This window comes from Marinovum sp. PR37 (assembly GCF_028807375.1).
In the GTDB taxonomy this organism is placed as follows: Bacteria; Pseudomonadota; Alphaproteobacteria; order Rhodobacterales; family Rhodobacteraceae; genus Marinovum; species Marinovum algicola.
Genome location: NZ_JARAML010000049.1, coordinates 1 through 11410 on the forward strand (window position 1 = coordinate 1; position 11410 = coordinate 11410).

9 protein-coding genes and 3 pseudogenes are annotated in these 11410 nt (G+C 62.7%); 5 read left to right on the forward strand and 7 right to left on the reverse strand.

What is annotated here, in order from left to right; all coding sequences use genetic code 11:
• Positions 1-49: 49 nt before the first annotated feature.
• From PVW49_RS23165 to PVW49_RS23185, 5 genes are all read right to left on the reverse strand, one after another.
• Positions 50-1675: an FGGY-family carbohydrate kinase gene (locus PVW49_RS23165; RefSeq protein ID WP_274591730.1), complete on the reverse strand. Its 1626-nt coding sequence runs from the start codon at positions 1673-1675 to the stop codon at positions 50-52.
• An 18-nt stretch (positions 1676-1693) separates the two neighbouring features.
• Positions 1694-2422 carry an SDR family oxidoreductase gene (locus tag PVW49_RS23170; protein WP_274591731.1) on the reverse strand — a complete coding sequence of 243 codons (729 nt, stop codon included), beginning with the start codon at positions 2420-2422 and terminating at the stop codon, positions 1694-1696.
• Between the two features lie 19 nt (positions 2423-2441).
• A complete protein-coding gene (locus PVW49_RS23175; protein WP_274591732.1) occupies positions 2442-3698 on the reverse strand; it encodes a sugar ABC transporter permease in 1257 nt (418 codons plus the stop codon).
• A complete protein-coding gene (locus PVW49_RS23180; protein ID WP_274591733.1) occupies positions 3695-4501 on the reverse strand; it encodes an ATP-binding cassette domain-containing protein in 807 nt (268 codons plus the stop codon). The genes PVW49_RS23175 and PVW49_RS23180 overlap by 4 nt, the downstream gene beginning before the upstream one ends.
• Before the next feature lie 63 nt (positions 4502-4564).
• On the reverse strand, positions 4565-5602 hold the full coding sequence (locus PVW49_RS23185; RefSeq protein ID WP_048534431.1) for a substrate-binding domain-containing protein: 1038 nt from the start codon (positions 5600-5602) through the stop codon (positions 4565-4567).
• Between the two features lie 256 nt (positions 5603-5858).
• Between PVW49_RS23185 and PVW49_RS23190 the strand changes: the two genes are divergently transcribed.
• Positions 5859-6857 (forward strand): LacI family DNA-binding transcriptional regulator, encoded by a 999-nt coding sequence (locus PVW49_RS23190; RefSeq protein ID WP_048534432.1) that lies wholly within the window; start codon positions 5859-5861, stop codon positions 6855-6857.
• 477 nt (positions 6858-7334) lie between these two features.
• A pseudogene (locus tag PVW49_RS23195) lies at positions 7335-7773 on the forward strand (IS110 family transposase); the annotation flags it as partial.
• Between the two features lie 318 nt (positions 7774-8091).
• On the opposite strand, the pseudogene PVW49_RS23825 reads toward PVW49_RS23195, so the two are convergent.
• Positions 8092-8313, reverse strand: a pseudogene (locus PVW49_RS23825) (ISL3 family transposase); the annotation flags it as partial.
• A 111-nt stretch (positions 8314-8424) separates the two neighbouring features.
• On the opposite strand from PVW49_RS23825, the gene PVW49_RS23205 reads away from it, so the two are divergent.
• The 3 genes from PVW49_RS23205 to PVW49_RS23215 are packed head-to-tail and all read left to right on the forward strand — an operon-like array spanning position 8425 to position 11014.
• Positions 8425-9441: an ABC transporter substrate-binding protein gene (locus PVW49_RS23205; RefSeq protein WP_274591735.1), complete on the forward strand. Its 1017-nt coding sequence runs from the start codon at positions 8425-8427 to the stop codon at positions 9439-9441.
• Positions 9441-10244, forward strand: coding sequence for an ABC transporter ATP-binding protein (locus tag PVW49_RS23210; RefSeq protein ID WP_274591736.1), 804 nt, complete (start codon positions 9441-9443; stop codon positions 10242-10244). Before PVW49_RS23205 ends, PVW49_RS23210 begins: the two co-directional genes overlap by 1 nt.
• Positions 10244-11014, forward strand: a complete 771-nt coding sequence (locus PVW49_RS23215) for an ABC transporter permease (RefSeq protein ID WP_274591737.1) — start codon at positions 10244-10246, stop codon at positions 11012-11014. Before PVW49_RS23210 ends, PVW49_RS23215 begins: the two co-directional genes overlap by 1 nt.
• Positions 11015-11229: 215 nt before the next feature.
• Here the strand turns inward: PVW49_RS23215 and PVW49_RS23220 are convergent.
• Positions 11230-11367 (reverse strand): annotated as a pseudogene (locus PVW49_RS23220) (transposase); the annotation flags it as partial.
• Between the last annotated feature and the right edge of the window lie 43 nt (positions 11368-11410).

Here is an 11410-nt window from a genome sequence, read left to right on the forward strand (position 1 = left end):
TAGATCAGGCCGCCATCTGTCTCAAAATCCCTGACGACGGACAATTTCTCTAGGCCGCCGCGTCGCGGGCGACCGACTGGAGTTTCTCGAACACCGCGAACCGGGCCTCGTGGGTCTGACCGACCTCTCCGCCTTGCGGCGCGTACCGCGCCGCGAAGGACGACATGGCCTCCATCGCCGCGTGGATGTCGGAATGCAGACCTGCCGCGACAGCGCCAAGGATCGCCGATCCCAGAAGGACCGGTTCTTCGGTTGTCGGCGCGGCCAGTTCTACCCCCGTGGCATCTGCAAGTATCTGCCGGACGAGATTGCTGCGGCTTGCGCCGCCGCTGATCACGATACGCTCGATCGGCGCGCCACTTCGGGCTTGCGTCTCGATGATCTGGCGGAGCCCGTAGCCGATGCCGCAAAGGCCGGCGACATAGAGTGCGACAAGGTTCTCCAGATCGCGCTCCATCCCGAGGCCGGCGATGACCGCGCGGGTGTGCGGATCGGCATGCGGCGCCCGGTTTCCGAGAAATTCAGGAACCACGTGCAGCCCGCCTGCCAGCGCGGCAAAAGTGTTCCGCCCCGCACTCATCTTCTCTGCCTGTTCTGCAAGCCAGGCAGGCAGTGACAAGCCTTGGCGTTCAGCCTCCGCGCGGGCCTCGGCCGCATAGGGGTGAAACCCGAGCAATTGGTCGATGGCCGCGCCCGCTGCCGATTGTCCGCCTTCGTTGAGCCATAGGCCCGGCACCATCGCCGAGTAATAGGGCCCCCAGACCCCCGGCACGAAAACCGGTTCCCGGGTCGACGTCATCGTGCAGGACGACGTGCCGAAGACGTAAGCCATATTGGCCTCTGCGCCGCCCCCGCCCTTGGCTCCCACGGACCCGATGCCCCCGGCATGGGCGTCGATCAGGCCCGCAGCCACCGGAGACCCGGGGCACAACCCGAGGTCTTCGGCGGCTTGGATACTCAAACCCGTCCCAAGCGCCGTTCCCGCCGGCACGATCCTGGCGCCGATCCGGTCAAATCCTTCGTCAGCAAGCTGGCCCAAGCCGACAGTGCGAAAATAGTCTGGGTCCCAAGCCGCATCTTGCACCATGTAGGTCCACTTGCAGGTCACGGTGCAGACCGAGCGGGCAAGGTCGCCCGTCGCCTTCCAGGTCAGGAAATCCGTCAGGTCCATGAATTGCCAGGCATCGGCAAAGACTTCGGGCCTGTTCTCCTTAAGCCAGAGCAGTTTCGGCGTCTCCATTTCAGGCGAGATACATCCGCCGACATAGTCGAGAACGCGATGCCCGGTGGCGTTGATCCGCTCCGCCTGCTGCAAAGCCCGATGATCCATCCAGACCATGATATTGCGTTCCGGGTGCTGCGGGTCGCCGACGGGCAGCGGCAGGCCATTCTCGCCAAGGACCACCAGCGAACAGGTCGCATCGCACCCTATGCCCGCGATATCGTCGGGGGTGACCCCGGAGGCCGCCATCGCGCCGCGCACAGACTTGACGACGGCCTGCCAGATGTCCTCGCTGGATTGCTCGACGATCGTGCCGCCCTCGCGGAAAATGGCTGTCGGGCATTTGTCCGTCCCGATCATTTCCCCGGTCGCGGTGAAGACACCGGCGCGTGCACTGCCGGTGCCGACGTCGATGCCGATGACGCAGCGGTCGTTTTGGTGAGTGTTGGTCATATTCTTCTTCCTCGCCGCTTACAGGTCGACGCTGTTGGGCAGGATGACCATGTCGCGGATCACGACCCCCTTGGGCCGCGTCAGCATGAACAGGACGGCCTCGGCCACCTCGCGAGGCTGCATGAGCGAGCCATTGGCCAGCGCTTCCTCCATCTTTTCCCTGGGCCAGTCATCGAGCAGAGCCGTGACGACCGGACCGGGCAGTACGGCTCCCATGCGGATGCCATGTTCCGAGACCTGACGCCGTGTGGCGTGCAGGAAGGCCTGTACCGCGAATTTCGAGGCGGTGTAGATTGGCTCCCAGACCACAGGCACAACACCGGCAACAGAACTGGTAAAAATCACGTCGCCATTTTTCCGTTCGATCATCGACGGCAGCACCGCGCGCACGCTGCGGAAGGCAGCATTGATGTTGAGGTTCAGCATTTGGTCCCAAACATCCGGGTCGCCTTCCGCGGCGGCGCCGCCGACATATGCACCGGCGTTGGCGTGAAAGATGTCGAGCGGGCCGACCAGTGCTTCGATCCGCGGCAACATGCCCGAAACCTGAGGTCCATCGAGCAGATCGACGACCAGAGAATGCGCGTTGTCTCCCAGTTCGTCGCAAAGCGCGGTCAGCCTGTCCTCGGCTCGGTCGATCAGCACGACCCGAGCCCCTGCCTTGATCAGGATCCGGGCACATTCCAGCCCGATCCCCGATGCCGCGCCGGTGATGGCGGCGGTCTTTCCTTGCAGCGTCTGTGTCATTCGAATGTCCTCCAAAGATTCAGGCGCGGCCGTGGCTTGCGCGCGAACGGCGAGCGAGTGAATCAACGATGACGGCAATGGCCAGAACGGCACCGGTGATCATGTAACGCAGCGACGAACTGAGATTGAGCAACGTGAGGCCGTTCGAGATTGCCATGATCACAAGTACGCCGAGCAGGGCCGACCAAGCCGATCCGCGCCCACCAAACAAAGACGTGCCGCCGATCACTGCTGCCGCGATGGCATTGAGATTCACGTCGCCGGTCCCGGCCTGCTGACTAGCGGACGCCAGCCGTGCCGCCGCAAATACACCGCCAAGTGCCGCGAAGGTCGAGCAAGCCACAAAGGCGGAAAGGCGGATGCGCTGGACATTTATGCCCGAGCGGCGTGCCGCCTCGGCGTTGCCGCCGACCGCAAACATCGAGCGTCCCCATTTGGTGCGGGTCAGGGCATAATCGAGCCCGACCACGAACAGCACGAACACCCCGAACATCCACGGCACGCCGCGGCCTTGTTCAAGATAGAAGACAGAAAAGATCAGCGCCGACGTCAGCACCACTGCCTTCAGCACCGGCACGCTCATGCCGCCTGGCGATAGGTTCGCGGCAGTGCGCTGCCGGTTGGTGCGCGATGCGCCCAGGACGATTAGAATGCCGGGGATGAGGGCGATGAGGTAGGATAGCCATGCCGGGATGATCATAATCTGCCCGAACCGAACCAGAGGCGAAGTGAACGGCATATTGATCGACCCGGTCGATCCCAGCAGGTAGAGTTGCATTCCCAGCAGGGCCAGAAGCCCGGCCAGTGTGGCGACGAAGCTCGGCATTTCGAACTTGTTGCGCAGGATGCCGTAGGCCAGCCCCACCGCGGCGCCTGTCGCCAGTGCGGCCAGGATGGCCAGCGGCAGCGGAACGCCGGAATTGACCCAGAGCACCCCGGTGATGGCCGAGGCCAGACCGCTCATCGATCCGATCGACAGATCGATTTCGCCCAGCAGAAGAACGCAGACGACACCCAGGGCGATGAAGCCCACCGCGGCTGCGTCGAACAGCAGGTTGACAAGGTTGTTGGGCGCAAGAAACACCGGGTTCAGCGCGCTGAAGACCGCAGAGATCAGCAAGAGGCCGGCGACGACCGGCAACATGCCAAGATCGCCGGATCGGATTTGATCGACTAAGCCGCGCAAAGCGCCTGACAGACCGGCATCGTGACGGACCCGCGTGTCGGCCCGGTCAAGTTGTACACCGGCCGACGGGTTCTGGACGTTCTGTGTCATTGTTCCTCTCCCACGGAGTCAAGTTGGCGGGCGGCACGACGGGAGACCGAGTTCTCGGCCGCACCTGTAATGGCCGCGACCAGTTCCTGGTGCGATGTTTCGGCAGTGAAGACGCCGTTGTTCCGGCCCAGCCGAAGCACGACGATGCGGTCGGCCACGGCACGGACGTCTTCCATGTTGTGCGAAATCAGGATGACGCCGTGGCCCCGGTCGCGGACCCGCTCGATCAGATTCAGAACCTCCGCGGTCTGCGCCACGCCAAGCGCGGCGGTCGGCTCGTCCAGCATGATGATATGCGGATCAAGCAACAACGAGCGTGCGATGGCCACGGTCTGGCGCTGTCCTCCGGACAGCGACGCGATCGGTTCGCGCACCGACGGAATGCGCGCCGCCAGTTCATTCAGAAGCGTCCATGCCCGGACCTCCATCTGCACTTCGTCCATCCGCCAGGGCGAGACTTCGTGCCCCAGGAACAGGTTGGCGACCACGTCCAGGTTCTCGCAGAGCGCCAGGTCCTGGAAGACCGTGGCGATCCCCATTTCCAGAGCGGTGCCGGGGGTATCGAGCGTGACCGGCTTGCCGAGGTATTCTATGGTGCCCGAGGTCGGCTGATGGACACCGGCCAGGACCTTCACCAGCGTCGATTTGCCGGCGCCATTGTCGCCCACCAGTGCGACGACCTCACCGGCATGGACATCTAGTGCGATGTCCTCGAGCGCCGTTACGGCCCCGAATTGCTTGCCGACACCTCTCAATTTCAGGATGAGCTCGCCCTTGTCGCGGCCCGCATTCGTGGTTTTCATGTTGACCTCCTCCCAATATTGGGTGCGCGGGACCGGAGCAGCGGCCCCGCGCATGCCTGCTGGTTATTCGATGCCAAGCTCGGCACAGGCGTCGGCATACTCCGGCGTGCAGACCTCGTCCGCAGACTGGATGCCGGCATCGAAGATTAGCGCCTTGATGTTTTCACGGGTTACCACGTCGGGGACGAACAGTTGCGACGGCGTGTCGTAGAGCGTTGTTGTCGCCTTTGGGGTCTCGCCATTCAACAGCTTGACGGCAACATCCGCAGCGGCGGCCGCGACGATTTCCGACGGTTTGGAAATCGTATTATACTGGTCTCCGGCAATGATCAGCTGAAGCGCGGCAATGGTAGCGTCATTGCCGGTGACCGGCGGGAGCGGATCGGCACCTGCGGCCTTCAGCGCTGCAATCGCACCACCTCCGGTACCGTCATTGGCAGCTACGATCCCCTTGATCTGGTCGCCGAACCGGGTGATCTGACCGGCCGTCCATTCCTGCGCCCGCGGCGGGGCCCAGTTGGGCGTGTCAAATTCCGACAGGGTGACGTAGGGCGAGGCGTCGAGCGCCTGGTCGATGCCGTCGCGGATCAGTCCTGCCGCGGCGTCGGTGGGCGATCCGTTGATCTGCAACACCCCTTCGCCCTCTGCCACGCCTTCGGCTTGCAGATGCTCGACCAGCGACTGGGCGATGGCATAGCCGATGCCCTCGTTGTCGAAGGACACGTAGAAATCCGCGGGCGAGTCCGGGATTGGGCGATCGTAGGCGATCACCTTGACGTCCTGCGAGTGCGCAATCTGCACCAGTGCGGCGGCGGCTGCGGAATCCACCGGATCCAGGACGACAACGCTGGCGCCCTGCGCGATCACCGAGTTGAACTGTTGCTGCTGCAGCGCGACGTCGGCATTGCCATTCTGATAGATCAGCGTGCAGTTGGGGCAGAGTTCGCCCATCGCGGCCTGAAATCCCGGCCAGTCGTGCTCTTCATAACGGGTCGATGCTTGATCGGGCATCAGGAAGGCGACGGTTTCGGCCATCGCCGTCGTTGCAAGCAGGGTCGTGGCCAGCGTCGCCCCCAGGGCAAGCGAAGTTGTCGTGGTCATCTGTTCTCTCCTCGAAACCAGTTCCGCGCATCGTCACAGGTCCGCGTCGGCCAGGAAGAATACAGGTCCCCTGGGGATCGCCGCCCCTTGGGGATTGGCAACCTTATGTCTTTATGTCCTCCCGACGCAGTCTTGCGAATGCGCAACCGACTGCATTTGCGCAATCGATTGAGCAACAACTTGCTTCACCGATTGTGCATTGTCAATATACTTGCATCGCGCCCCCGAAGCGGCGCATGTCGAGAGGTAAATTTCTGTGGGCGAAAACAAAAAGAAAACAACGATCTACGACATTGCCACGCTTGCCGGTGCATCGCCGAGCGCTGTCAGTTCGGTCCTCAACGGCACGTGGAAGAAGCGCCGAATCAGTCAGAAGCTTGCCGAGCGTGTTCTTGCCATCGCCGATGAGCAGGGATACGCGGTGAACGTCCAGGCCAGCCTCCTGCGGCGGGACCGGTCGAACATCATCGGCATGATCGTACCGAAATACGACAACCGGTACTTCGGCGAGATCGCCGAGCGGTTCGAGGCCATGGCCCGTGCGCGCGGGCTTTTCCCGGTGGTGACCTGCACCCAGCGTGACCCTGAGCTGGAATTCGAAGCGGCTAGGGAGCTCGTGTCGTACCGGGCCGAAGTTCTGTTCGCGACCGGTGCCACCGATCCGGACCGGATTTCTGCGTTCTGCCGCGCGTCAGGCATTCAATCCATCAATCTTGACCTTCCCGGTCAGGCCGCGCCTTCGGTGATTTCGGACAACTATGCCGGAGCGCGCGACCTTACGAATCTGATCCTGGACAGGTGCGAGGAGGAGCTGCAATGGACTGGACCGCTGCTGTTCATCGGCGGGCGGCTGGCAGACCACAATACCGCAGCACGGCTGAAAGGCTTCCTCGATGCACACCGCGATCGCGGCATTCGCGTGAGTGAAGACCGAGTTTTGGCAAAGGGTTACTCGTCGAAGAGCGTGGCCAAGGTTCTGGAGGATTACAGACCCGGCGGACCCACCGGAATTTTTGTCAATTCGACCATCACCCTGGAAGGCGTCGTTATGTGGCGCAGTCAATTGGGACGCCTTGCCGGGAGGGTGAGATACGGCTGTTTTGACTGGGATCCGTTCGGAAAGTACCTTCCCGGGAACATAGGCATGGTCGAACAGGACGTGAAAACAATGCTGGACACTGCCTTCGACCTGATTGGAAATCCCGCTGTCGCAAGCGACCCGATCCTGATCCCATGCAAGCTCCATATGCACTGATGCGCGCGCCAAGATTGAATCCAAGGGTCCATTAGGTCGAATTGGTCGTTGTCGCGCGGCAATATTCCGACACGGCGAGACGGATCGAGGCCGTACCAGGGCGTCTTTTAGGAATTGCCGATCGATGATTTCCATGAGGGTCAGTTTTTCCGCCCGTGTGCCACGCGGCCGGGAATACAGACTGGAGGCTGCGGATAAAAATCCCGTTCCACGACCAACTGGCCAATCTTGGCGTGCAGCTTCTCGACGTCTTTCTCGGAAGCCTACGGCTTGGCCGGGAAGGCGCCATCAAATGCCGAGACCATGTTCTTGATTGCCGCATGCTTCCAGCCCCTGATCGTCGTCGGGGGAATGCTGTAGTTATTGGCCCGCTCGGCCGTCGTCAGTTGCTAGCGGGGGGGCTTCCAGGGCCATCTTCGCCTTGAATTCCGCAGAAAAGCGCTTGCTTTTCGCCATCACGCGTCGGTTCATCCTTGGGTGCTACAGCTTGGCAGCCGGTCCGAAATCCTGCGACCATCTCTCTCCGTTGCGGTCGCGCAAGGTGGGCGTGGGGGGTGAGGAGCGCTATTGGGGAACCATTCCGTATCGGCCGGAGCATGTCAGGAAGTTGGTGGAGAGACTGGGTGCTGACCGATCCCGGCTGCATTTCTGCTACGAGGCCGGGCCGTGCGGGTATGGCCGGCACCGTCAGCTTGTCGACTTGGGGCATGACTGCATCGTGGTTGCACCGTCGCTCATTCCAGTGAAGGCGGGCGACCGGGTGAAGACCGACCGCCGCGACGCGGTGATGCTGGCCAAGCTGCATCGGGCGGGCGAACTGACGGCGGTCTGGATGCCGGATGCGGCCCATGAGGCAAGGCGGGATCTGGTCCGGGCGCGGGCGATAGCTGTGCGCGTCACAGGTAAGGCGCGGCAACATCAGGGCCCGGATGCCCCTGGTTGTATTCTCGAACTGCCCCGCCGCCTGATCTTCCAGCCGGAAGGCGTCGAGATGGGATTTTGAGATGTCGGTGCCGATGGTATGTTCTGTCATCTTCGCCATGTCCTATGCTTGTCATGCATGGCGCAAACACGCGTATCCGTTCAGGCCCTTGGTGAAGACGGCGGCTGATCATTCTCTCATGCGGCCCTGCAAGGCCAAGCTTGCTGCGATCCAGCCGCCGCCACTGCCCGCCATAAATGGCGTGGCGGGCAGTGGCTTCCAATCAACGGGAAGCCGGATTCTGGATAAGACAAGCATGCTGTCCTCGGCTTCGTCGAGCCATGCGGCCAGGGCATTCTCACGGGCGTTTCGCACCATGTCAGTGAACCGGCCAGTCAGTTCCCGGGCGGTTGCCAGCGCTGGTCGCGCCGCTTCGATCCGTGCGATCTGGATTGCATCGGCACGGTTCAGATGATCCCGTCCCATGGTCAGGAGCCGCGCAATCTTTCGAGGACAGGGCGGGATTTTACCTAGGGTCAAGGCACTATCCCCCCCCCGCCGGTTTTATGGGCAAAACGTCAAATTGAGCATCAAACCGCACCCGATATCCTTGGCGCATCATAACGAATACAGGGAACCACGCACATGACCCATCATGCCCTCCTCAACCGCCGGTCCTTCCTTGGATCCTCGGTCGCCAGCATCGCCTGTCTGTCCGCCGGTGGTCCGGCGATGGCCCAGGGGGACACCTTCCGGTTCATCACGCCGTTCAGCTTTTCGCTGTCCTTCGCCTCGGTGCTTTATGGCGATGCGGCCGGCTATTACGCCGACGAGGGGCTCGACATGCAGGTCCAGGCCGGCAAGGGCGCGGCGATGGCGGCGCAGATGGTACTGGCCGAGCAGATGGATGTGGGCCGCACCGGCGGCACCAACTACATTCTGTCGCGGGTCAACAACGGCGCTCCGCTGATCTCGATCGCCACGATCGCGCAGCTGTCGCCATTTTTCGTGATCTCCTCGTCCGGGAATCCGGTCAACAGCGTCGCGGACCTCGAAGGCCGCACCGTCGGCATGGCCTCGCTGGGCGGCTCTATGGAGGGCACACTGGATCTGCTGATGCTGAGCGGCGGCCTGTCGCCCGACACCGTGGAAAAGGTCAAGGTGGCCGATACCGCGGCCTCCTTCGCGCTAATCGAGGCAGGCCGGGCCGGGGCTTTCATCGGCAACACCTCGTCGATGATCAAGACCAGGTCCGCCCGTGACAACGTCGTCGCCATCCCGATGGATGACAGCATGCCGGGGCAGGTCTACGTGGCGCGTCCCGACGATGTCGAGGCCAATCCCGACAAATACGCGGCCTTCCTGCGCGCCACCCACAAGGCGGCGCTGGAAATCGCCACCAGCGACGACCTGGAGCCGATCCTGCAGGCCATCGGCAGCAAGCACAGCGTCAACGGACTGGACGACATGCAGGTCGCCAAGGAGGACCTGGCCACCAACGCACAAAACTGGATCTCCAAGGGCGAAGAGAACCTGCTGCGCAACATTCCAGAGGTATGGGGCAACGCGGTGTCCCTGCTGGACAGTGCGGGCATGATCGACACGCGTCCTGACCCGGCTTCGCTCTACACCAACATGCCGCTGGAAAGGGCGCTTGGGTGATGCCCTTCGATACCAGAGCCACCAAGATGGAAATCAAGGTCTCGGGTCTGACCAAGATCTTCGGTGACGGCGAAACCGCCGTCACCGCAATCGAGAATGCGGACCTTTCATTGGAGCCCGGCGAATTCGTGTCGCTGCTGGGACCGTCGGGCTGCGGCAAGACAACCCTGCTCAGGATCATCGCCGGGTTGGAGACACCCACGGCTGGCGGTGTCGAGGTGCGCGGCCGGTCCGTGTGGGACGGCCGGACCCGGTCCACCGCCGCCACCCGTCCTGTGTCGATGATGTTCCAGGAACCGCGGCTGTTTCCCTGGTTCAGCGTCCTCGACAACGTGGCCCTGCCGCTACGCATCGCCAAGATGGACCGCAAGACTCGGCGCGACCGCGCAGCGCGGATCTGCGAGACCGTCGGGCTGAAGGATTTCCTGCATCACCGGCCGACGGCGCTGTCCGGCGGGATGCGTCAGCGCGCATCGCTGGCCCGGGCGCTGGTGACCGACCCGCAGGTGCTGCTGCTGGATGAACCCTTCGGCGCGCTGGACGCGATGACCCGCGATGCGCTGAACCTCGAGCTCATGCAGGTCTGCGCTCGCGCCAATGTGACGACGATGCTGGTCACCCACTCCATCGCCGAGGCCGCCTTCCTGTCGGACCGTGTCGTCGTGCTGGCGCCGCGTCCGGCGCGGATCACCGATATCGTCGATATGCCCTTCGACCGCCCGCGCGATCTCGACCTGCAACAATCGACGCAGTTCCAGTCCATGGTGGGCCGGCTGCGCCACGCTCTGAGCGAGGGAGCCTGATGACCCGAAATACCCTTCGAACCTTGCTGCCGATTGCCTCGGTCACCGGCTTTCTTGCGCTCTGGACAATCTACGTGCGCACCGCCGAGGTGTCACCCTTCGTACTGCCGCCGCCCGGCGCAATCGTCATCGCCCTGTTCGAAATGGTGCAGACCCGGACGCTCTGGGATCACGCGCTCGTGACGGTGATCGAGGCGGTCTCGGGCTTTTGCATCGCGGTGACGCTGGGGGTCAGCCTCGGATTCATCATGGCGCGCGTACCGCCGGTGGAATGGGCGGCGAAACCCTTCATCGTGCTGTTGCAGCTGATCCCCAAGATCGCGCTGGCGCCACTGTTCATCCTGTGGTTCGGCTTCGGTCTGGAATCCAAGATCGTGATCGCCGCAGCGCTGGCCTTCTTCCCGGTGTTCTCCAATGCCCTGCAGGCCTTCAAGTCGGTCGAGCCGGGCGACAAGGACGTCTTCACAATGTTGCAGGCCAACCCGGTGCAGCGCTTCCTGCTGCTCGATCTGCCCAACGCGTTGCCGGTGGTCCTGACCGGGGCCGAAGTCGCGGTCGTTCTGGCCATGATCGGCGCCATCGTCGGCGAGTTCATCGGCGGCAATGAGGGGCTAGGCTATCTCGCCGTCGCGCATCTTCAGAACCTCGCGGTGCCGGAGCTTTTCGGGGTCATCGCGATCCTCGCGATGGTCGGGCTGGTGCTCTACACGCTGATCGGACGGCTGCGGCGCTGGTTTTCCCCCTGGCATGTGTCCACCGGCGGCGTCTGAGGCGTCGGGTCGCCATTGGCCGGCGTTAACGGGCTTTCCGCCCGCATGCGATTTTCGGCAGTCCGCGGCAGCCAAGATGTGAAAAAAGGTGATCTGTTGGTTGTCCGTCGAGGCCGTGAAAGCGGACAATAGCCATGTGCACAAGCTATTTAATCAACTTAAGTCCGATTATGCCAGTCGTGAGGTGTCCTGGGGGCACAGTCTAGGGTCAGGATTCATAACCAATAGATGACGAGAGCCGCGAGCGCGATGGCAGAGAGGAACACCTTGGGGCAGCGGTCATAACGGGTCGCGACGCGCCTCCAGTCCTTGAGCCTGCCGAACATGATCTCGATGCGGTTGCGCCGCTTGTATGTCAATCGGCATCCAATTGTGGGTCCGACTCAATTTCTGTGG

What these genes read in the sequence shown, in the direction of transcription:
- PVW49_RS23180 (WP_274591733.1), bottom strand. Translation starts at nt 4,501, where the DNA reads ATGAAAACCACGAATGCGGGCCGCGACAAGGGCGAGCTCATCCTGAAA.
- PVW49_RS23170 (WP_274591731.1), bottom strand. Translation starts at nt 2,422, where the DNA reads ATGACACAGACGCTGCAAGGAAAGACCGCCGCCATCACCGGCGCGGCA.
- PVW49_RS23205 (WP_274591735.1), top strand. Translation starts at nt 8,425, where the DNA reads ATGACCCATCATGCCCTCCTCAACCGCCGGTCCTTCCTTGGATCCTCG.
- PVW49_RS23215 (WP_274591737.1), top strand. Translation starts at nt 10,244, where the DNA reads ATGACCCGAAATACCCTTCGAACCTTGCTGCCGATTGCCTCGGTCACC.
- PVW49_RS23185 (WP_048534431.1), bottom strand. Translation starts at nt 5,602, where the DNA reads ATGACCACGACAACTTCGCTTGCCCTGGGGGCGACGCTGGCCACGACC.
- PVW49_RS23175 (WP_274591732.1), bottom strand. Translation starts at nt 3,698, where the DNA reads ATGACACAGAACGTCCAGAACCCGTCGGCCGGTGTACAACTTGACCGG.
- PVW49_RS23165 (WP_274591730.1), bottom strand. Translation starts at nt 1,675, where the DNA reads ATGACCAACACTCACCAAAACGACCGCTGCGTCATCGGCATCGACGTC.
- PVW49_RS23210 (WP_274591736.1), top strand. Translation starts at nt 9,441, where the DNA reads ATGCCCTTCGATACCAGAGCCACCAAGATGGAAATCAAGGTCTCGGGT.